This is a genomic window from bacterium (assembly GCA_021371935.1).
Lineage (GTDB): Bacteria > Armatimonadota > UBA5829 > UBA5829 > UBA5829 > UBA5829.
In genome coordinates this window covers 194,548-215,780 of sequence record JAJFVF010000012.1, presented here as the reverse complement: position 1 = coordinate 215,780, position 21,233 = coordinate 194,548, and the positions used below count along the sequence as shown (strand labels likewise).

At 49.9% G+C, this 21,233-nt stretch carries 18 protein-coding genes; 9 read left to right on the top strand and 9 right to left on the bottom strand.

Annotation, left to right across the window (positions count from 1 at the left end; all coding sequences use genetic code 11):
- Positions 1–74: 74 nt before the first annotated feature.
- The 3 genes from LLG46_09645 to tgt are packed head-to-tail and all read right to left on the bottom strand — an operon-like array spanning position 75 to position 2,376.
- Complete coding sequence (locus tag LLG46_09645) at positions 75–545, bottom strand: GNAT family N-acetyltransferase (protein ID MCE5323561.1); 471 nt, start codon at positions 543–545, stop codon at positions 75–77.
- A gap of 18 nt (positions 546–563) precedes the next feature.
- Complete coding sequence (locus tag LLG46_09640) at positions 564–1,232, bottom strand: HD domain-containing protein (protein ID MCE5323560.1); 669 nt, start codon at positions 1,230–1,232, stop codon at positions 564–566.
- On the bottom strand, positions 1,186–2,376 hold the full coding sequence (gene tgt / locus LLG46_09635) for a tRNA guanosine(34) transglycosylase Tgt (GenBank protein MCE5323559.1): 1,191 nt from the start codon (positions 2,374–2,376) through the stop codon (positions 1,186–1,188). The genes LLG46_09640 and tgt overlap by 47 nt, the downstream gene beginning before the upstream one ends.
- Positions 2,377–2,486: 110 nt before the next feature.
- On the opposite strand from tgt, the gene LLG46_09630 reads away from it, so the two are divergent.
- Positions 2,487–2,936 (top strand): protease inhibitor I42 family protein, encoded by a 450-nt coding sequence (locus tag LLG46_09630; GenBank protein ID MCE5323558.1) that lies wholly within the window; start codon positions 2,487–2,489, stop codon positions 2,934–2,936.
- Between the two features lie 2 nt (positions 2,937–2,938).
- Here the strand turns inward: LLG46_09630 and LLG46_09625 are convergent, their stop codons facing one another.
- From LLG46_09625 to LLG46_09610, 4 genes are all read right to left on the bottom strand, one after another.
- Positions 2,939–5,158 carry a family 78 glycoside hydrolase catalytic domain gene (locus tag LLG46_09625; protein ID MCE5323557.1) on the bottom strand — a complete coding sequence of 740 codons (2,220 nt, stop codon included), beginning with the start codon at positions 5,156–5,158 and terminating at the stop codon, positions 2,939–2,941.
- A gap of 12 nt (positions 5,159–5,170) precedes the next feature.
- Complete coding sequence (carB, locus tag LLG46_09620) at positions 5,171–8,299, bottom strand: carbamoyl-phosphate synthase large subunit (protein ID MCE5323556.1); 3,129 nt, start codon at positions 8,297–8,299, stop codon at positions 5,171–5,173.
- 144 nt (positions 8,300–8,443) lie between these two features.
- Positions 8,444–9,403: an ABC transporter permease gene (locus LLG46_09615; GenBank protein MCE5323555.1), complete on the bottom strand. Its 960-nt coding sequence runs from the start codon at positions 9,401–9,403 to the stop codon at positions 8,444–8,446.
- On the bottom strand, positions 9,400–10,878 hold the full coding sequence (locus LLG46_09610; protein ID MCE5323554.1) for a sugar ABC transporter ATP-binding protein: 1,479 nt from the start codon (positions 10,876–10,878) through the stop codon (positions 9,400–9,402). The genes LLG46_09615 and LLG46_09610 overlap by 4 nt, the downstream gene beginning before the upstream one ends.
- 192 nt (positions 10,879–11,070) lie before the next feature.
- Between LLG46_09610 and LLG46_09605 the strand changes: the two genes are divergently transcribed.
- The 5 genes from LLG46_09605 to LLG46_09585 are packed head-to-tail and all read left to right on the top strand — an operon-like array spanning position 11,071 to position 13,974.
- Positions 11,071–11,628 (top strand): HD domain-containing protein, encoded by a 558-nt coding sequence (locus LLG46_09605; protein MCE5323553.1) that lies wholly within the window; start codon positions 11,071–11,073, stop codon positions 11,626–11,628.
- 15 nt (positions 11,629–11,643) lie between these two features.
- Positions 11,644–12,402 carry a WecB/TagA/CpsF family glycosyltransferase gene (locus LLG46_09600; protein MCE5323552.1) on the top strand — a complete coding sequence of 253 codons (759 nt, stop codon included), beginning with the start codon at positions 11,644–11,646 and terminating at the stop codon, positions 12,400–12,402.
- Positions 12,399–12,704 carry a nucleotidyltransferase family protein gene (locus LLG46_09595; GenBank protein ID MCE5323551.1) on the top strand — a complete coding sequence of 102 codons (306 nt, stop codon included), beginning with the start codon at positions 12,399–12,401 and terminating at the stop codon, positions 12,702–12,704. The genes LLG46_09600 and LLG46_09595 overlap by 4 nt, the downstream gene beginning before the upstream one ends.
- Positions 12,694–13,029: a DUF86 domain-containing protein gene (locus tag LLG46_09590; GenBank protein ID MCE5323550.1), complete on the top strand. Its 336-nt coding sequence runs from the start codon at positions 12,694–12,696 to the stop codon at positions 13,027–13,029. Before LLG46_09595 ends, LLG46_09590 begins: the two co-directional genes overlap by 11 nt.
- An 18-nt stretch (positions 13,030–13,047) precedes the next feature.
- A complete protein-coding gene (locus tag LLG46_09585; GenBank protein MCE5323549.1) occupies positions 13,048–13,974 on the top strand; it encodes a PfkB family carbohydrate kinase in 927 nt (308 codons plus the stop codon).
- A gap of 27 nt (positions 13,975–14,001) precedes the next feature.
- Here LLG46_09585 and LLG46_09580 read toward each other — a convergent pair whose 3' ends face one another.
- Positions 14,002–15,039 carry a hypothetical protein gene (locus LLG46_09580; protein MCE5323548.1) on the bottom strand — a complete coding sequence of 346 codons (1,038 nt, stop codon included), beginning with the start codon at positions 15,037–15,039 and terminating at the stop codon, positions 14,002–14,004.
- A gap of 137 nt (positions 15,040–15,176) precedes the next feature.
- On the opposite strand from LLG46_09580, the gene LLG46_09575 reads away from it, so the two are divergent.
- Together LLG46_09575 and LLG46_09570 are read left to right on the top strand one after the other, a co-directional pair.
- The gene (locus tag LLG46_09575; protein MCE5323547.1) at positions 15,177–17,192 is read left to right on the top strand and encodes a PDZ domain-containing protein; all 2,016 of its coding nucleotides are present in this window, start codon (positions 15,177–15,179) and stop codon (positions 17,190–17,192) included.
- A 27-nt stretch (positions 17,193–17,219) separates the two neighbouring features.
- Positions 17,220–18,176 carry a uroporphyrinogen decarboxylase family protein gene (locus LLG46_09570; protein MCE5323546.1) on the top strand — a complete coding sequence of 319 codons (957 nt, stop codon included), beginning with the start codon at positions 17,220–17,222 and terminating at the stop codon, positions 18,174–18,176.
- Positions 18,177–18,214: 38 nt separating this feature from the next.
- Here the strand turns inward: LLG46_09570 and LLG46_09565 are convergent, their stop codons facing one another.
- Entirely contained in the window at positions 18,215–19,144 is a 930-nt protein-coding gene (locus LLG46_09565; protein ID MCE5323545.1) for a tetratricopeptide repeat protein, read from the bottom strand.
- A gap of 393 nt (positions 19,145–19,537) precedes the next feature.
- On the opposite strand from LLG46_09565, the gene LLG46_09560 reads away from it, so the two are divergent.
- Entirely contained in the window at positions 19,538–21,208 is a 1,671-nt protein-coding gene (locus tag LLG46_09560; protein ID MCE5323544.1) for a DUF4091 domain-containing protein, read from the top strand.
- Positions 21,209–21,233 lie beyond the last annotated feature (25 nt).

Below are 21,233 nucleotides of genomic sequence, written 5' to 3'. Positions count from 1 at the left end.
GACTTCCCCGAGGTGTAATCCGAATCCTTCAGAGGCAACCACCTGCAGCGGGAGAATGTGTGATCTGAAAAGGCTTATATGACCTTTGACATGATCATGCAGGGTATTTGCATACCGCCGCGGAAACGATGCATGATCTGTTGGTCTGATATAAATCCCATTTTCTTATAAAATTCCACTGCATTCAGCGAGGCTTTCACATACAATTTGGTGATATTTACACGGTGGGTTTCTTCTTGCACTCTCTCAAAAAGCATTCTGCCGATGCCTCGGCCCATATAATCGGGATGTACGTAGAGCGCGCAAATTTCACCGGTTTGATCCTTAAGGTGTGTAAATCCAACGACTCTGCCATCATCATCGGCAACAAGAAAGACATCCTTATCGATGCTTTCTGTGTACATTTCCGGTCGATGCGTATTTCCTCCAGCCCATGTGTCTACCTGCTCAAGACTATAGTGGCTCAGTCCCTGACGCCGTATGGCCTGAGTCTGGATTGACCACAAAGCCTCTTTATCTTCCTGTTTTGCCCTGCGTATGGTCATATTTCAACTCACACTGTTTTACATATCCACGCCGTTGATTATGAGCTTGAACTTGTAGCCGAAAAAGTCTGCTGCACGGCGGCACATGAGCATGCGGCTCAGGAATATCTCGAAATATTCCATCACTGAGGCGGACTGGTCATCAGTGGTCAGTTCCAGGTTAATGCTCTTGTTCTCCTGATCGACGCGCATATTGGACTTTTGCACTGAGAAGTTCACGCGGTCATGGATATCGAATGTGAGCGGGTTCTGGTTTTGCACACGGGAGTGGTGCACATCCGACTTATCCGCCAATATCAACGCGGCGCTTATGGCGCTCACCGGCGCGCCGAGTTCTTCTTCGTGGTTGCCTATAGCCGCGATGACTTCAGCCACTTCAGTCGCAGGCATTCCCATCTCGTTGAGCAGCGAAAATGCCATCAGCGCAGCAGTATCTGGATGCCCGAGACGATTGATCGCGTTGCCTATGTCGTGAAGGTAACCGGCAATCGCGGCAAGCTCGGCCGTCCTGCCGTTGTTACTGAGGCTGTCTATTATGTTACGAGCGGTTTCAGCGACAATGCCTGCATGCCTGAAGCCATGCTCTGTGTAGCCGAGTGCATTCATCTGAGTGTTCGCGGCCTCTATAAAGGTGCGGACCTTAGGGTCGTGCCGGACGCTCTCCAGAGTAACTATGTTTTGATCCATTATTATTCTCCTGACGAGAGACTTCGTCATGAACCGATGCGCGATGCATGCGATACTTTGCGAGGAACTCTTTTCTATATTCGGTCAAGCGGTTTTGTTCTATAGCCTGTCTGATATTTATCATCAGGGTTCGATAGAAGTACAGGTTGTGATATGTCGCAAGGCGCGAGGCGAGGATTTCATCACACTTATATAAATGACGCAGGTAGGCTGCCGAATAGTTCCTGCAGCACCAGCAGTCGCACTCAGGGTCGACCGGCGAAAAGTCGTCTATAAACTTATTGTTCTTGATGTTGATCCTGCCCTGAGACGTATACAGCGAGCCGTTGCGCCCAAGGCGTGTCGGGAGCACGCAGTCGAACATATCTATCCCGCGGATCACCGCGTCAAGTATATCTTCGGGTGTCCCTACACCCATCAGGTAGCGAGGCTTGGCTTCAGGCAGGTGCGGGACCGACCAGTCGACTGCATTCATCATCAGTTCTTTGCCTTCACCAACTGATACTCCACCTATAGCGATCCCATCGGTATTAAGCGACGCAATAAACTCTGCACTTTCGCTTCGCAGCTCGGGATATGTGCTGCCCTGCACAATTCCAAAGAACGCCTGACTCGAATCGTGGCTCGCAAGTGAGCGTTTTGCCCACTCATGCGTGCGGATCATAGCCTTACGGGCGTAATCCTCGGTGCAGGGGTAGGGGGCACATTCGTCAAATGCCATTACTATATCGGAACCTAATGCGCTCTGGATTTCCATTACACGTTCGGGCGTAAACTCATGGTACGAGCCGTCTACATAGCTCCTGAAGACGACACCGTCCTCGCCAATTTTGCGTATGTGCTCCAGGCTGAAAACCTGAAACCCGCCGCTGTCAGTGAGGATATTGCCTTTCCAGTTTATAAATTTGTGCAGATCGCCAAGGCTCCTAATCAGCTCATGACCGGGGCGCAGATACAGGTGATAAGTGTTGCCCAGGATGATCTCAAAACCCATTTCGATGAGTTCTTCCTGGCTGGTTGCTTTCACAGTCCCCTGGGTGCCTACGGGCATAAAGACCGGTGTCTCGACAGTGCCGTGATTGAGTGTAAGCCGACCGCGCCGTGCGAGCGTTTTGTGGTCGGTGGTCAATATGTCAAATTTGATTTTAGTTGTCTCCTTGAGATTGTGACTATCATATTCATGATACAGGAATGGACAAGAGTGGGCAAGAAATACTCTAGCGATAAGTCTTTACAATCAGGAGGTATTGAGAGATGAATGCATTTATGGCAAGTACCATTCGTTTATTTGTTTCGCTTGCATGCCTGATGCTTATTACGTTGACCGTCGTTGCGGACGAAAGTGATCAGCCGCCACAACCGAAAGAGATGATTTCCATTACCACTACTGTGCCTGCATCTTCAAAACAGGCAATACCCATTGCGGCAAATGCAGGCAGCGAGTTTGCGATCACGCTGGATTCCAATGCAACCACGGGTTATCAGTGGCGGCTGGGCAATCAGCCTGACGAGAAGATTGTGAAATCTATGGGCAGTGTCTATAATGAGCCCAAAAGCAGGCTGATGGGTGCAGGCGGCACCGAGGCGTGGACGTTTCAGGCAGCAGGTAAAGGCACGACTCAGATAGTCCTGGAATATGCTCGTCCCTGGGAAAAGGATATTGCGCCAATTAAGACCCAGACATTTACTGTGACCGTGCAGTAAACCTAAATACGCATCGACCCGTTCGGAGTAGGTACTATTCCTAATACTTTATCGAATACATTAGGGGCGGGAGCACGATCATATTTTGCGAACCCAGGTGCAGTAGGCTTGATGCCCAGGCCGTATGCATGGTAGAAATACGCCGGTATCCCGGACCAGCCATGACACAGGCTTCCCGCATCGGCAAAATCTGATGCGCCATTGATGGTCTCCCAAAAGCTGGTAGCGCCATGAAGAAGCATATAGCCCCAGTCGCGTTTTATCTGGTCGAAGACATATGCGCCGTATGAGCCGGGATCAGTCAGCAGTGCCTCGAACTTATAGAGTGTGTAGCTGAGAGTGGTCTTCACGAGACCATTGTCATCAGTGGCCAGTCTTTTGCGAAGCTCTGCGGCAGTTTCTTTCGAGCAGATCCCTGCCAGTATTGCAAGAGATTGCACTAGTTCGCAATAATGGTCTCTGGCCGCGCATTCACCTGCGTATGTCTGATATACGCCATTTTGAAAATCCCAGAACACTTCGTGGACACGGCTTCTCAAACTGTCTGCGAGAGACTGGTAGGCAGCATTCGTATCGCTGTCTCCCAGCGCTGCTGCCAAAGATGCAACAGCGTCGAGGGCGAGTATATAGAATAAATTGAACGGAGCGTCGAAACGCTTTTTATCTAGTACACGATCGCCGCCGTCGAGCCAGTATGCCCAGTCATAGAAATGCCAGTATTGCTCACCGCATGGCACAGGCACAAGCCCATCAACCATAGATTCTGCCCGTTTATCCACGATCGGTTTCGCAACAGGATAAGAACCGCGCAGGGCATCTATATCTCCACTGTGGTGATAGTGGTCTGATGCAGCCAGAACCCAGGCAAGGCTGAATACCGGTATGGTGATAGACAACTGCGCAGGCGCACACATCTCCAGAAAGCCGTCATCCCTCAGGCTCTTTCCCAAAAGCGCAATGGAAGCGGCGGGAAAATCATATTCACCGAAGCAGTAGTAACCCGTCAGAGCCTGGTTTCGCATATCCATGGCGTATAAAGCCTGTTCGCGCCAGGGTGTGTCCTCATAGTGATCGTGCATGCACAGGTGCAATGTGCGCGCGCAGGTCTCGTATATTTTGTTATGAAGACTGTCCGAGCAGGTGAAACTGCCTTTCTTCTCAATGGGGTATTCCGTCGGGACAATGCCCGCATAATAGATCGTCACATTGTCCGATATGCTGCTTATATTAAGCTGAACATATCTGCCGCCGAGCCTCTTGAAGTGGTGAATGAAACTCTGTCGGCATTCTTTACAAATATATCTGCTTGCAAAGTGCCTGCCCCCGACATATGAACGCACTCTCAGGTCATCGAGGTGTTCTCCCCATGAGATATCGACTATTGTCCCTGCTGCTGCGTCTATGTCCAGGTCAAAAATTCCCGCTTCTTCCCTGCCGAGGTCAAAGACGAGGTAATACCCGTCCGCATCTTCTTGGGCTTCGCTTCTGAGATAGAGTGCACCACTTTCTAATCTGTCTACAATGCACTTTGTGGACAGGCAGTCCGTCTGAATACTCTCTGCGAGCGAAGTTTCATCACTGGTTCTTCTGACAAAGATTCCCTGAGCGGCAATGCGAGGTTCTATTCTATCTTTGAAGATGAGCTTCTTGACAGGTCGGACGGCTTCCAAGGGACGATCCTGCACGCTGGTAGTGTCGACATCCGACAAATGACTCCAATCAGTGCCGGGTGTGTAATTTGGTTCTCGCCAATTGTCTGTGCCCCTGGCGTCATACTCGAATGTATAACCGAGCTGACATGTGATTCTATCGACCTCTCCGTTCTTATAATTCGGGTCGACCCGGCAGATAGTCTGCGTGCCGCTTGTAATCTTTATTCCACCGGCTTCGATCTGATATATGAGTCCAGGCCAGCCTTTAAAATACTGAAAGCTATCCTCACCCTGATAATAGACAAGGCATGCGAGCACATTTTTGCCCTGCTTAAGATTGCTGATCTCCAGCACATCACAAATCTTATGATTTGGAAAGTCGTGATACTGTCCGCAGTCTATGAATGCTCCGTTTATCCACAGGGCATAGTTGGTGTCGCAACTGATGATGAGCTTGGCTTTTTCTATCGACTCGACTAAATCAAACTCATGCCTGAACTGAACGTATTGATTTGGACCGCACTCATAGCTCGACGGCCACACCCATTTTGCCTTAATGTCCAGTAACACTGATATTTCCTCTTATTTATAATCTTGGATACTTCGCACAATGGAGTGATGATCACGGATGGTCCTCATTCCGAAGATAGTCGCTTTCGCTCCTGCGATTGTAGTGATAATTGGAATTCCCCGAGCAACGACTGCGCTCCTGATCGTAATCTCATGCTGCCTGGGTTTTTTGCCGCTTGGGGTGTTGATAATCAAGTCTATTTCTTCATTTTTGATGAGGTCAGTCGCGTCAGGCCGCCCTTCACCTATTTTGTAAACTGTGCGGACGGACAGCCCGGCGGATTTGAATGATTTGGCGGTGCCGCGTGTCGCCACAATCTCGAACCCGAGTTCATTGAGTTTGCGTGCTATCTCGACAGCCTCGTCCTTGTCCGCGTCGGCTACACTCATGAACACGGTGCCTTTGTCGGGCAGGAGTTGGCCCGCGGCTATCTCTGCCTTGATATAGGCGGCCCCGAAGGTTTCATTGATGCCCATTACTTCACCAGTAGACTTCATCTCAGGACCAAGCACCACGTCCACCCCAGGATACCTCGTGAATGGGAAGACAGCTTCTTTCACACAAACCCGCTTTGGTTCGATTTCGGATATGCCCTGATCCTTGAGAGACTTGCCGATTGCAATCTTTGTGGCGACCTCCGTCCAGTCGATGCCGGTCGCCTTGCATACAAACGGCACCATCCGGCAAGCCATAGGGTTGACCCCGAGGACATATATCTCACCGTCCTTGATTGCAAACTGAGCGCTCATAAGGCCTTTGATATCAAGCTCGAGCGCAATTTGTCGCGTTTGTTGTTTGATCTCTTCGATTGTCTCTTGAGTAAGGCTGTAAGGCGGCAGGGAAGAAGCGCTGTCGCCGGAATGGACGCCAGCCTGCTCTATGTGCTCCATAACGCCGCATATGACTGTATCTTTGCCGTCCGAAACTGCAATCGAGTCGACTTTGATGGCGCCCTCGATAAACTTGGCAATCACAAGCGGCTTTTCCAGCGATTTATTTCCGATTTCCTGAACAAATGCAGTAATATCGCTGTCATCATAGACTATCCGTATGGAATCAGCACACCTGGCAAGTGCAGGATAGCCGATTTTGTTGGCACAATTCAAAGCATCAACCAAAGATATTGCAGTGCCGGATTCGGTCTGTTTGATACCCAGTTTGCCGATGGCATCACCTTTACAAGCTTGCTCTATACTTTGGATAGATGTCCCCAATATATTTACCCCGGCCTTTGAAAGGCCAGCTTTCAGCCTGGAAGCTGCACGACCAGAAAAGCTGATTATCACGCCCATCGGCCTCTCGCGGTCGATTATGCTCAGCACATTTTCGCTTTCAAGGGGCTCAAAATATAACCTGCTCGATAAGTCCGGATCAGTCGAGACGGCTTCAGGGTTTGGGTTTATTATGATGCTCTCGTATCCGGCCTCAGTCAGCGCCAGAGACGCATGCACCAGGCAGTAACCGAAGTCTATTCCTTGGCCAATCCTGTCGGGACCGCCGCCGATGATAATCACTTTCTTGTCGGATGAAGTAGCAACGCTATTGTCTTTCGGCTCGTACGTGGAATAGAGCATGTTCACCGCTGAATCGTAACCGCTGCAGATACCCAGGACTTTCCTGCGAGTGCGGACCTGCTCCTCATCAGTTTCGAGGAGCACGGCTAGCTGCGCATCTGAATAACCGAGCTGCTTTGCCTGAAGCAGTGTTTCAGACGTCACTGCCACCAGTGACTTGCCAGCCAATTTCTTTTCAAACTCTAGTAACTGCTGAATCTGGCTGATAAAATACGGGTCGATCCTGGTAATCTCGCAGATTTCAGCGTCCGTCATACCTGCTGAAAGGGCACACCTTACAAAGAAAAGTCTTTCTGGATTGGGACGGGCAAGCGCTTCATTTATCTGATCGGCGCTGGGACATATGCCTCTGCCGTCTGCGCCCATCCCCTGATGGCCGGTCTCAAGTGACCTGACGGCTTTTTGCAGTGCCTCTTTGAAGTCTCTGCCGAATGCCATCGCCACGCCGACCGATTTCATGGATGTGCCTAAAGTGGTGTCAGCGTCGGGAAACTTTTCAAAGTCGAACCTGCTCATCTTGACCGCGACATAGCCGCTCGGCGGCACGAATTCGCTGCAGGGCTTACCGGCAACTGTGATCTCGTCGAGCCCAACTCCTAAAGCCAGCTTGGCCGATATTTTCGCTATTGGAACACCTGCTGCCTTGCTGACCAAGGCAGTAAACCTGGTAGCGATAGGATCGATGTCCATTACAACGATCTCTCCGCTGGACGGCTCGACTGCAAAACCTATGCTCATGGAGCCAACCAAACCGGATGTATCGGCGATCTTTTTGGAAAGCTCAGAGAGTTTTTCGATTTGTGCATCGCTCATTGTCTGGATGGGGTAGACCATAGCGCTGTCGCCGGAGTGAACACCTGTCGGGTCTATACTCTCCATGCCTGATATAGTGACGCTGCGGCCATTCGAGTCACGCAAGACTTCAAACTCGATATTCTTCCAGCCTATATACGGCTTTTCTATCAACACCTGACGCACGGGGCTGGTCTTCAAGGCGAATGCTAACATCTGGCCGAATTCTTCCAGATTATAAGTGATGGAACTGCCAGCTCCTCCGGCTACACCGGAGGGTCTGAGGATTGCAGGGAATTTGATCTGCCTTATCACCTGCATGCCCTCTTCCATTGAGCATACGGTTTTGCCTATCGGATATTTTGCACCGGCAGAAGCTGCCACAGACAGATCATCACACTTTGAGAGCACATCCGTGTTCATTCCTATCATAGTCACGGAATGTTTCGCGAGCGCTCCATTGCTTTCGAGAGCCATCGCAAGGTTTAGCGCACTGCGCCCACCGACGCTCGCCAATAGAGCGTCGGGCTTTTCTATCTCGATTATCTTTGTAATTGAATCGCAGGTGAGCGGCTCGATATATGTCTTGTCGGCAAGATTTGGGTCTGTGGTGATGGTCGAGGGATTTGAGTCTGCTATGACAATCTCATAACCCTCTTCTTTAAGGGCACGGCAGGCCTGCGCAGCTATATAATCAAAAGCGCCGCCCTCGCCGATTACGACCGGTCCGCTGCCTATGACAAGTATTTTTCTGATATCAGTTCTTTTGGGCATTATCCATCCACCATGTGCATCAAATTCAGGGTTTACTCTCGAAGTCCCATATCAATAATTGTGGTCCGGCGGCAACCTTTTCGTTATGCCCATCCGGACCATAAGTATATGTCTATATTGTTCAAAATACAGAAAGAAACCTTCTTACGCCTTGAGCCTTTTTGCCTGGCGCTGTTTGTGCATTGCATCGGCGATAACACCGCAGATGATAATCACACCAATCACCGCCCACTGCCAGTCGGATGGAATACCCATCAAATTGATTCCATTGTCCATCAGGCGGATCAGCGTGGCGCCTACTATTATGCCGATCATAGTACCTTCGCCGCCGCGCATGCTGCATCCACCAAGCACTGCCGCTGCAATCGCCCACATCTCATACATAAGGCCGCTGTTTGCAGGCTGTACGTCTCCAGTGTATGAGAATTCCACGATCCCTGCTATTCCGGCGAGCACTGCGCATATTACATAGGCAAGTGTCCTCATATTGTTGACTTTGATACCAGAGTATCGCACTGCTTCTTCGTTGCGTCCAATGGCATATAGATATCGCCCCCAGACTGTATAGTTCATTATGAACCCGACGATCAGCGCCAAGCCGACCAATATGAGAAATGGTATTGGTATGCCCAGAAGTGAATTGTTTCCGAGGATAGGGAAAGTTGGATGCTCGAGTGTGATCCCCTTGCCGCCTGAAATTCCCCTTGCAAGTCCTCTTAACAAAAGGAGTGAACTGAGCGTTACGATAAAAGGCTGCAGTTTGAAATGTCCGATCAAAAACGAGTGCCACAGACCCAGCAAAGCGCAAAATGGCAGCACCGCCACACTCACAATCCAAGGGCTCCAGCCGTAGTTGACATAGCCCATTGCGATAATCACGCCCACAAGCCCGACCACTGAGCCTACCGATAGATCAATACCACCGGAAAGGATCACAATCCCCATCCCAAGAGTATAGATGCCGAGCATGCCTATGCGCTGTGCCAGATTGGAAATGTTGACAGGGCTGAAAAACACGACACTGCCAGTTGTAGCGTATTGGTAGACACATATTATGGCTACCAGCCCGATCAGGAGCAATATCATACCGAGTATTTTTTTCAACTCGCCTTACCTCCGGTTGCCAACTGCATAATGTTTTCTTCGTTGATCCGGTCATGATCGAGTGTGCCTGTGCAGTATCCTTCATGCATTACCAGGACTCGATCCGAGAGGCCAATGATCTCTTCCATTTCAGATGAGACCATTATAACGCCCATCCCTTTGTCTGCCAGATCACGGATCAGCTTATAAATCTCGCTCTTGCTTCCCACGTCTATGCCACGGGTCGGCTCATCGAGTATCAGGACCTTCGGGTCCAGGCTGAGCCACTTTGAAAGTGCCACTTTCTGCTGATTGCCTCCTGAGAGATACTGCACTTCCTGCGAAAGCGAGGGAGTCTTTATCTCCAGTGCTTCCACATGTTCCTTGGCAACTTGCATCTCGCGCTTGCGGTCCATAAACGGCGGGTTATATGTACCGATACCGGCCAGCGATATGTTTTCGGTAACACTCATCTCCAGCAAAACACCGAGTTCCTTGCGGTCTTCAGGCACAAATCCCATTCCTGCGCGCACGGCATCAGTGGATGATTTTATTTCGACCTTGTGCCCATCCATATAGATATCGCCTGAGTGCTTCGGCTTAACACCAAAGAGAGCCTGCATAAGCTCCGTGCGGCCTGCGCCCACCAGCCCTGCGATTCCAAGTATTTCACCTGCTCTCAGCTCGAAGCTGACTTTGCCTTTGCCGCCCACGTGCTGAATGTCGCGCACCGAGAGCACGATATCACCCTTATGGCGCTCGGTGTCATTACTTGAAAAACGTGAAATGTTGCGCCCGACCATCAGTTTCACCATTTCGTCAGGCGTCAGGTGTGCCTTGTCGAGTTCTCCCACCCGACATCCGTCGCGCAGCACCACAGCCCGGTCACACATCTGTTGCACTTCACCCAGGCGGTGGGATATGTAGATCATCGCGACACCTTCACTCTTGAGCATCTTCATGACTTCAAAGAGTTTGTCGGCTTCGGCGGGGCTGAGAGAACTAGTCGGCTCATCGAGGACAAGTATGCGCACGTCATATGAGAGTGCTTTTGCAATTTCCACAAGCTGCTGCTCACCGGGAGAAAGACTTTCCACAAGATCAGTCAAGGATGCTGTTATGCCCACTCGCTTGGCAAGCTCACCTGCCTTGCAGTAGAGCTGTTTGCGGTCGACAATCTTGAGGAGGCCTTTTTGCGGCTCATGACCGAGGAAAATGTTGGAAGCAACGTCAAGATTAGGAGCCAGACACAGCTCCTGGTGGATGAGAGAGACACCCAGTGCAATCGAGTCCTGAACATCATTCATATGAACGCTGGTGCCCTCAAAGAGCACTTCGCCTTCATCGGCGGGATAGTCGCCGCCCAGAATTTTCATCAGGGTCGACTTGCCGGCGCCGTTCTCACCGATCAGGCCGAGTATTTCACCCCGATTCAGTTCGAGATCAACATTGTGCAAGGCAAGCACGCCGGGAAACCGTTTAGTAATCCCTTTCATTGTCAACAGGGGCTGACGCATGTTTTGTATTACCGTCGATTCACTTGATCTATTATAATGACAGCTTTAATTATACTGTCTTCGTTGAAACATGCAAATGACCGTTGCCTGGAGTCAGTCTCCTTGACAGCATACGGGCATTCGCGGTTTAATTTGTTGGCAGTGCGAGATAAATATGCCGGAGTTGGCGTTGTGAACAAAGAGAAAATAGTCGAATTGACATATGAATATGGCGGCGACTGGGCTGTGCAGCACGCAGAGCGTCTGATTCATCTGGTCGCTCTGATAGGCGGAGGGTTGGAATTTGATAGCGATGTAATCTGGCTGGCTGCCTATCTGCACGATTGGGGCGGGTATGAAAAATGGACAGTTCCGGGTGTTTGGCATGCCGACAGGTCGCGAGAGGTTGCCGAGGAGTTTTTGGCGGAGCAGGGCATGTCCGAGGAAATGAAAAAGGTCGTGCTTGATTGCATCCAATATCATCATGGCGGGCCAGAGGACAGGTGCATTGAGTCGGTTTTGCTTACGGATGCCGATGCACTTGATCTATTAGGAGCACTAGGCATGCTCAGAATATTTGCCATGAACCCAAGAAACCTCAAAGGCGGCTATGAAGCCGCCAAGAAGTTTCGTGATATGTCAACAGCAGCGATCACTCTCGATAAATCGCATACTATCGCCGCAGACAGGATCAAAGAGACAGACAATATTTTGGAGCTGTTCGAGAAAGAATCTTTTGGGATTTTCTAAGGTTGTATTTGCCTAATGGAAGAAAGCATTCCCTGCATTAAAATACTCGGTATAAAAGTGCACCGCATAGACATGAAGTATGCGCTTGATGCAATAAAGGACTTCATCGCCAGCGGCAAACCACACATGATCGTCACTGCTGATGCTTCGATGATTGCTCGTGCTCAAGATGATAATGATCTCAAAAATATTATAAACGAGGCTGATCTGGTCACGCCGGACGGCTCTGGTATAATTAAAGGCGCCAGGATTCTCGGCACTCCTCTGATTGAGCGAGTGAGTGGAGTCGATTTAGCGCGCGAGTTATGCCGGATGTCTGCCGAGGACGGTTTTTCAATATTTTTTCTTGGTGCCGAACCGGGCATCGCTGATGCTGCGGCCGATAACCTGGCAAAAGCATATCCGGGAATGAATGTCGCAGGCACGCATGATGGCTACTTCAAGCCCGATAGTGATTCTGAAATAGCAGGGCTGGTCAAGGAGTCCGGCGCACAGGCACTGCTCGTTGCGATGGGAATTCCCAGGCAAGAGAAGTTTATAAAACGATATATGAGTGACATGGGCATAAGTGTCGCGATGGGAGTCGGCGGCTCGTTCGATGTATTCTCCGGCAGGGTCAAGCGCGCCCCAGTATGGTTTCAAAACCATGGTCTTGAGTGGGCATATCGTCTTGCCAAAGACCCGAGCAAAATTTCAAAAGTCAGCGTGCTGCCAAAGTTTTTGATGATGGTGTATCGAGAGAGAATGTTTGCCGGCAAGAGGACACAAAAATGAATGGCTCAAAACATAATGTCGAGCTTAATACATCAGCCATAGCTGATTACTGTAGACGCCATCACATAAAGCGGCTGTCGCTTTTCGGCTCTGTGCTCCGCTCTGATTTCAAGCCTACAAGTGATGTGGATGTGCTGGTTGAGTTCGAGCCAGATCACGTGCCGGGTTTCGCATTTTTTGAGATGCAAGATGAGCTGTCTGAAATTCTCGGTCGCAAAGTGGACCTTAACACTCCAGGTTTCCTGAGTCATTATTTTCGGCAAGCCGTGATAAACGAATCGGAGCTTGTATATGCTGAGTAATGATGATCGTGTACGCCTGATGCATATGCTGGACGCTACAATCAAAGCAACTAAACTTGCCACCGGCAAAACAAAGGTCGATCTAGAAACTGACGAGGTGATGTCTCTTGCAATAGTTCGGCTTTTGGAAATCATTGGGGAAGCAGCAAAATCAGTAAGTGAAGATGTTAGGGATAGCTGGTCCTCAATTCCATGGAAACAGATTGCGGGTACCAGAGATAGGCTTATACACGGTTACTTCAACGTTGATCTCGATATTGTTTGGAGCATAGTTTCTCAAGACTTGCCTGCATTAAAGCGGGCGCTGCAAGATATTTTAGAATAGAGGAATAATTGGATCATAATGTCTGATAATAGTGTACTCATAGTAGGAAGCGTAGCGCTTGACACGGTGGAGACACCTTACGGCAAGGCAGAGCGAGCACTCGGTGGAGCAGCAGTATACAGCTCGGTGGCTGCAAGTTTCTTCACGCCGGTGCGGATAGTCGGTGTAGTCGGGGAGGATTTTCCAAAAGAGCACCTGGAGTTCCTCGCGTCGCGAAGGATCGACACCCGCGGCCTCCAGACAATCCCCGGCGGCAAGACCTTTCACTGGGCAGGCTCATATGAAGGTGACATGAACCAGGCAAACACCAAGCTTACCGAGCTCAATGTGTTTCAGAACTTCAGTCCTGTTCTGCCCGACAATTATAAGTCATCCAAATATGTGTTTCTGGCGAATATCGATCCCGAGCTTCAGCTTAAGGTGCTCGACCAGGCCCCTGGCGCCAAACTTACAGCATGTGACACCATGAACTTCTGGATATCATCAAAACGTGATGCTCTGCTGGAAGTTTTGAAGCGTGTGGACATTGTGTTTATCAACGATGCTGAACTGCGGCAGCTTACCGGAATCGTAAATATAACCCTTGCGGCAAATGAGATTCACAAATATGGTCCCAAGTATGTGGTGGTTAAAAAGGGCGAGCATGGCGCGGTGATGTATTGCGGCGAGAACATATGCTTTATGGCCGCTTCATATCCGCTTACCAAGGTTGCCGACCCGACAGGAGCGGGCGATAGTTTCGCGGGCGGGTTCATGGGCTATATTGCAAGCACGGATGAGGTCAGCGACATGAATATCCGCAATGCCGTGATATATGGAAGCACCCTAGCGTCATACAACGTGCAGGATTTCAGCTTGGACATGTTCAAACGCCTCACCCTTGCAGATATCAACATGCGCTACGATGAGTTTAGAAGAATTGTACATTTCGAGCCGATAGGCTAATGTCCCTATGGACAATTTCGCAGTTAATTACCTGTTTTTGAGCAGTCTTCTAAGCCTGTATGCATCTTTCTGACGAACTGTGATCTCCTCGCCGGTCATCAGCCTATTACGTCTTGAGTCGAATCGCGAGACCTCCAGTATTTCATCGAGCAGATGGCTTTTGGGAGTGCCGGCAAAGAACTGACTCCGGCGCTGATAGTCGCGCCAGCCCATCCTGCCCTTCACATACAGCATCGAAGCCAATATCTGTGCAAGTTCGCCGCGGCTTTTCGAGCTTAGTTCATCACGAGTGAATATGTGATCAGACAGATACTCATATTCGAGGTTGTATGGCGGCTCGTCCTTGAATGCTTCTGCCAGGAGGGTAGCGGCGCGCCAGTTCAATATAGTCTTTCGACCGTTTGCGGTGTAGAAGAGCTTGACCTCGGCGTCATATATATCCGATTCGACACCCTCGGTCGTGATGATATGATATTTGTGTAGAGTTCTATACAACCTTGACTGACCCAATCTTAAGTCAGGGTTTTCGATCCCAGCGATGTCCGACGGCTCGACCTTCAGCACTTTGGCATAGTGGTTATGAATATGTTTAACCTCTGTGCGCAGGTCTCCTCGAACACGTATGTAATCACCCACCATAACAGGCAGGTTCACTCCTTCTTCGGATGCTCGAGCAGCCATATCTTCTCTGCGGATCAGGTCGCGCAATGCCGAACCAAGAATTTTGGCGCGGTCAGGATTGGTCAGAGCTTTGGCTATCATCTCGGCCAGTGCTCCGTCCTCAGATTTGCGTTCCGCTGACTTCGAGTTGATCTTCTTCCAATATCGGCCCACGGCGGTGGCGAACTTAATCTGGTCCTCATTCACTCGGCTCATTTCCTGGTTTCGCACGTTGCGAATGCTGTAAACCCAATGAGGCATAGGCTTGGGGACCATATCGACGGCAAGCACTTCGCCGACTGTCCTTTCGGAGCCGTGGTGGCCATAGCTTTGTTTTGGGAGCTTAGGTTCGGTGTGTCTGTAGACGACGAGCCGTCCTATGCTATACTTATAATCATCGAGCATGTTCGTGGCCCTCTCAATATCTATTATACTCGCTGCTGCGCACACGTCAATTGAATTTTTCCGTTGCGGGCATGGCTGAGAGGGTTATAGCCTAGACTGATAGAACAGTAACTTATAGATGGGAGGTTCTGTCCCAAATGTTTTGCACAAAAGCAAAAAAAGCGGCATTTGCAATTGTTGTGTTTATGCTTTCAACTTTAGTGTGCAGCGCGGATGAGATCAAGCGCGAGATGACCACGGCGGTTGAGGCTGTGCGCCCGGCGCTCATCAGAATATTGATTGTCGCTGCAGATTATCGCCAGGGACGCGAGATGAAAACCGAGTCTGCAGGCAGCGGAGTCATAATCTCGCCCGACGGCTATGCGATTACCAATCACCACGTTGCAATGGACGCAAAACGCATCGTCTGTACTCTGGCTGATAAGCGGGAAGTTGATGCTGAGCTTGTCGGAACAGATGCCCTTGCGGACATCGCGGTCATCAAATTAAAATCACCCGACAAAAAGCCGTTTCCGTATGCCACTTTCGGCGATTCGTCTAGGTTGGGTGTGGGCGACCGTGTATTTGCCATGGGCTGTCCTCTTGCCCTCTCGCAGAGTGTGACTATGGGCATAATAAGCAACACGGAGATGATAATGCCCGGATTTGTCTCTGTTGATGATTTCAAACTCGACGGCGAGGACGTTGGGTCTATTGTAAGATGGATCGGCCACGACGCTCTTATACGACCCGGTAACTCAGGCGGTCCATTGGTGGATCGCAACGGCAAGATTGTGGGCGTCAATGAGATAAGTTACGGGCTTTCTGGTGCTATTCCGTCTAACCTCGCCAAGGAAGTTGCAGAACAGTTGATAGCAAACGGCAGGGTTGCCAGGAGTTGGTTGGGTCTGGAGGTCCAGCCGCTGCTCGAATCTTCAGGTCTGGAGAAGGGAATTCTGGTAAGCGGAGTGATGGATGATTCACCTGCAAAAAGCGCCGGATTTCAGTCAGGTGATGTCCTGCTCAGTCTCAATGGCAAAGAAGTCGTGGCTAAGTTCAGAGAGGAACTACCTCCTTTCAATCAGTTTGTTGCAGATTTACCAGTCGGAAAAAATATAAAGGCCATTGTGTTGCGTGACGGCAAGGAAGTGGCGCTGAACGTGACCACTGTCGAACGGCAGAGTGCTATAGGCAAAGAAGATGAGCTGAAAAACTGGGGCATGTGCGCATCAAACATCACCTATTTGATGAGTAAGGAAATGCAGCTTGCCTCACAAGCCGGAGCCGTAGTCACTGGAGTATTGCCGAGCGGTCCTGCAGGATCGGCCAAACCCTCAATACGTGGGGGAGATGTTATTGTAAAGGTGGGCGATAAAGATATTACCGGCGTTGAGGAACTACGCGAACTGACCAGGCAGATTCTTGACGGCAAGGACAACCTTGTGCCGGTCATGGTAAACATCGTCCGCGGCAAGAAGCAGTATGCGACCATCGTAAAGATAGGAAAGAATGAAAACAGCAGATCAGGCATCGAGGCAAGGAAAGCCTGGCTGCCGATAGATATGCAGGTGCTTACGAACGATCTCGCTGCTGCATTAGGTGTTTCCGGCAAGACCGGCGTCCGTATAACGCAGGTCTATCCGTCAAGTTCAGCCGAAAAGGCGGGGCTTAAGGTTGGAGATCTTATTTTGAAGCTGGATGATGAGACAATACCGGCAGACCAGCTCGGCGATGAAGAGGTTTTGCCGAGCATGATAAGGCAATACGATATCGGCTCTCAGGTAAAGCTCGGCATAATCCGCGATGGGAAGCCTCTGGATATATCGGTGGAGCTTGAGACCTCGCCAAAACCCACACGCGATTATAAAAAATATGAGGATGAAGACTTCGGTTTTACTGCCCGCGATATAGCGTTTGCGGACAGGAGCGAGGGTATGCTCCAGGCTGATGAGATGGGTGTCTATGTGGAATCCGTAACCGATGGAAGTTGGGCAGCATTGGGTAGTCTGCAGTCTGGTGATGTCATCTGTGAGATAAACAACAAAAATATTGCCGGGACTTCCGATCTCGAAGTCGCGATGAAGGAAATTGCTGGCCAAAAACCAAAAGAAGTAGTTTTTAAGGTCCGCAGAGGAATCCATTCACTTTTCGTGGAAATTGAACCAGGTTACTGACAAAAGACGAGTTAGGAAAAGATGAATATGACGCCAAGAGAGAGATTTATTGCAGCGCTTAACCGGCAGCCCCTTGCAGGGCGAGTGCCTCACTTCGAGTTGGTATTCTTCCTTACTATGGAAGCATTCGGCAAACTCCATCCATCACAGAGGTGCTTCCATCAATGGGGTCAGATGGAGGAGAAAGAGCGCCAGCTTCACCGCGTGGACATTGCCGACACGTATATTATGACGGCAGAGAAATATGAGCACAGCGCCATATTTCCCCAGAGCAGTCGTGATAATTTTGACGAGACAATGAGGCTGCTGGATATAATCCGCGAGAAGACCGGCGACAAATACTTTCTGATGCTGCATGGTGATGCCACCTATGCCATACCAAATGGTGAGGATATGCTCGAGTTCAGTTACCGTATGGCGGATGATCCCGATGGACTCAAGGCCGAAGCAGATAAGAACGTCAATGATGCGCTGGAGATGGCTGCGAAATATGCCGAGCGCGACGTTCTTGACGGTTGGGCGCTGTGTTCTGATTATTGTTTGAACACCGGTCCGTTTCTCAGCCCGACGCAGTTCAGCGAGTTCGTGACGCCGTATCTTGCAAAGCTTATACAGGGCTACCGTGATATGGGGTTCTACACTATAAAGCATACGGACGGCAACATTATGCCGATAGTCGATCAATTAGTTGATGCAAATCCGCACGCACTGCATTCAATCGATCCACAGGCAGGTGTTGATATCGCCGAAGTCAAGAGACTCTATGGAGGCAAAGTGTGTCTGATCGGCAATGTCAACTGCGGCCTATTGGACACAGGCACCGACGAAGAAGTGGTCGAGTCCGCAAGATATGCAATCAAACATGGCATGCCCGGCGGAGGTTATATTTTTTCCACCAGCAACTGCATCTACACAGGCATGCGCCTTGCGCGCTATGAACTGATGCTTGACGTCTGGCGAAAAGAGGCAAACCTTCAAATTTAATATTTTGTAGTTGATATTGAGTATTGGGGTGGAATTTATCAGTTCAGGCTGGAGGCGACCATTTTGCCTATAAAGAACCCGAAGATTCCAGTGCAGAGGGCGGAAAAAAGCATGTTCAATATTGCAAGTCCGCCCATACCGCCTATGAGGCCTGCCAAAAGGCCGTATGCACCGCCGACAACCGCACCAGCGACGGCGCCCTCATTTTCAGCTCCACAGGTCAGACCGACCCAAAGTCCGACGATCCCGCCGACGATGCCGCCCTGAATTATCGCTCCTACAAGTATCAATAGCGCACTACCTTTGCCCAGGAAAGACGAAGCCATAATCACCAAACACAGGCGAATGAGAAGTAAAAGCACAGCACCGCAGATGGCGCCATATGCCAGACCAGACTTAACGTAAGTCTTTCTCCGCTCCTGCCATTCCAGTTCTTTTTGTGCCTTTTCGGCTGAAAGGTCGGGAGGAGCTTTTGGTGCTGCGAGCGTGGTGAAATCCGGCACCATTCCAATTGCATTGCTTTGCTGTGCGGAAACAGTCGGCGGAGCCTGCCCCATAATCGTCGGCTGTGGTTCGGATGCAACCCGAGCCATTATCGGCGGCTCATTTGAATGCTGTGAATCAATCTGCCTGATGGCTTCCCTTGCCGGAGAATAGCTGGGGTCATAGTCAAGGGCTTTTTGAAATTGGTCCTTAGCCTCCGATTGCCTGCCTGCAGAATCGTATGCAATGCCGAGATTGTAGTGTGCTCGCGCAGATTTGAGCAGCAGCAGCGACTTTTCAAATGAAGCGATACATTTTTCTTTTTCACCAATCTTGCAGTAAGCCATGCCTAAATAAGAATGAATCTGAGGATCGTCCGGGAATTTCAGCGCTATGTTCTCAAACGCTGGAATCGCATCATCTAGCTGACCCGACTTAAAAAGGCTGATAGCTTCTTCTTTGGAAATATCTTCAAATAGCTCCACAGCAATTTCCCCCATTTTTGAATCCTATTACAGCTTCAGTGTCTTCGGCACAATATCTCGTATTAGACATTTTTCATATTTGCATGTTCGACTTTTACTGCGATCATCCTTCAATGCGGGCTATAATGTTTGATTGTCTGACCAACAAAAGAATTTTTAATTAAACAACATTCTTGCACCTGTTGATTGGGAATGAATGCCGTTCGGGTTATATCGAATGGACATCGACGAATTTAAGCATTGACATTGTTGCATGCTTAGGTCAAAATACTCTAAGTAAACATGGTCTTGAACCTATATCAGAGAACGTGCTCTGAACATACGGAATCCAGACCGAAATGTGCAATTTACTTAACATAAATTGCTTGGGAAGAGCTGAATGTGAGGAACCCTTTGTCTGATTATAATATTTTAGCCTGGCAGACGCTTCGCAGACCTCCATTGCAAGGTGAAGTGCCGCCGGATGTGCCGGACGTGCCGCTTAAAGCGCTCACATGCCGCAACTCCGTAACCTCGGTTACGGCTCTTGTTACGGCGAACAAGCCTGTGAAAAATGCTCGGTTGATACTCAGCGACTTATCGTGCCCTGGCGGAAACATACCTGCCCATGCCGCTCGCATATATCTTGTCGGCGCAGTGCCGACGCCTGAAGCAGGAATGGTTTGCGATCCGCTTTATCCGGTTGATTCTTTCGATATCGACAAATCCGCCGCGCTCTACATAAATATAAAAGTACCAAAGGATATACCCAAAGGGGTCTACCTTGGTCTTGCGGCGCTGGAACTCGACGGCAAGCAGCTTGCCAGCCGATCGATACAAATAGAAGTCGCCGACGTCGACCTGCCGGATGTCCATGACTGGAAATTTTACCTAAACATCTGGATGAACCCTGGAGCGATTGCACGCTTCTATGGCGACCCGATGTGGTCTGAAGAGCATTTCGAGCATATGAAGCCTTATCTGGAAGATATGGCGGCGCATGGACAGAAAACAGTTGTTGCTCCTGTGGTGGCAAAGCCATGGATCGATCAGACATATACGCCGTACCCCAGCACCGTAAAGTGGATCAGGCGCGGTGACACATACGAATTCGATTTTTCTATATTCGATAAGTATGTCGAGATTCACCGCCAATATGGGATCGAGCAGACTATTCACTGCTACTCCATAGTCCAGGGACCCGAGAAAGCCGGCCAGAGCCTGATTACTTACACCGATGCTCAAAGCGGTAATGAAGTTGAGATGATGACTCAGATCATGGACGATGAGTATGTGAAGGCATGGGGAGCGTTCTTTGATGCTTTTCGCAAGCATCTGACCGGCAAAGGGTGGATGGACAAGACCTATATTGCCTTTGACGAGAAGCCCAGTGAAGTTATGGAGAAGATGATTGACTTCCTGGGTGAATACGCTCCCGACTTCAAGACTGCGCTTGCCGCCAATACACGCAGCAACCTCTTTGGCAGTATGGACGACCTTTCACTCGCGGTGCCGTTTAATGAGCGAGGGATAGCCGAGATGGCTCCACCCGAACGCAGCGCCGTGGGAGTGGTCGAACTTGTTGATCCGGACAATGTTTGTGTTGCGGCAAAGGATAGTCCAGAGAAATCAATTACAACTTATTATGTATGCTGCGGACCTGAATTTCCAAATACATTCGTTCACTCGCCGCTTATCGAGTCACGCATGATGGGCTTTTTCGCGATGCAGGGCGGCTATGATGGATTTTTGCGCTGGGCGTATAACGACTGGTCAGAGAGTCCTTACGAACATGTACAGTGGCAGGCGCATATTACGTTTCCATCGGGGGATACGTTCTTCGTATATCCAGGAGAGAACGGACCGATATCCAGCCTGCGCTGGGAACAGCTTCGTGAAGGGATTCAGGACTACGAACTGGCCGTGATCGCTTCAGAGAACATGCGATCATCCGAGGAGATGGTGGACTATGAACAGGCCATTACCCTCGCGTGCAGAAATGTGGATGGCAGGCTGAAATCCACTGGAGATATCGAGATTGCAAGAAGACTGCTGATCCCGATTGCAGAACATCAAAACGAGTAAGTGTCGGCAGTTGTAGGTTAAGTTA

What these genes read in the sequence shown, in the direction of transcription:
- LLG46_09645 (MCE5323561.1), bottom strand. Translation starts at nt 545, where the DNA reads ATGACCATACGCAGGGCAAAACAGGAAGATAAAGAGGCTTTGTGGTCA.
- LLG46_09640 (MCE5323560.1), bottom strand. Translation starts at nt 1,232, where the DNA reads ATGGATCAAAACATAGTTACTCTGGAGAGCGTCCGGCACGACCCTAAG.
- LLG46_09630 (MCE5323558.1), top strand. Translation starts at nt 2,487, where the DNA reads ATGAATGCATTTATGGCAAGTACCATTCGTTTATTTGTTTCGCTTGCA.
- carB (MCE5323556.1), bottom strand. Translation starts at nt 8,299, where the DNA reads ATGCCCAAAAGAACTGATATCAGAAAAATACTTGTCATAGGCAGCGGA.
- LLG46_09610 (MCE5323554.1), bottom strand. Translation starts at nt 10,878, where the DNA reads ATGAAAGGGATTACTAAACGGTTTCCCGGCGTGCTTGCCTTGCACAAT.
- LLG46_09600 (MCE5323552.1), top strand. Translation starts at nt 11,644, where the DNA reads ATGGAAGAAAGCATTCCCTGCATTAAAATACTCGGTATAAAAGTGCAC.
- LLG46_09595 (MCE5323551.1), top strand. Translation starts at nt 12,399, where the DNA reads ATGAATGGCTCAAAACATAATGTCGAGCTTAATACATCAGCCATAGCT.
- LLG46_09590 (MCE5323550.1), top strand. Translation starts at nt 12,694, where the DNA reads ATGCTGAGTAATGATGATCGTGTACGCCTGATGCATATGCTGGACGCT.
- LLG46_09585 (MCE5323549.1), top strand. Translation starts at nt 13,048, where the DNA reads ATGTCTGATAATAGTGTACTCATAGTAGGAAGCGTAGCGCTTGACACG.
- LLG46_09580 (MCE5323548.1), bottom strand. Translation starts at nt 15,039, where the DNA reads ATGCTCGATGATTATAAGTATAGCATAGGACGGCTCGTCGTCTACAGA.
- LLG46_09575 (MCE5323547.1), top strand. Translation starts at nt 15,177, where the DNA reads ATGTTTTGCACAAAAGCAAAAAAAGCGGCATTTGCAATTGTTGTGTTT.
- LLG46_09570 (MCE5323546.1), top strand. Translation starts at nt 17,220, where the DNA reads ATGACGCCAAGAGAGAGATTTATTGCAGCGCTTAACCGGCAGCCCCTT.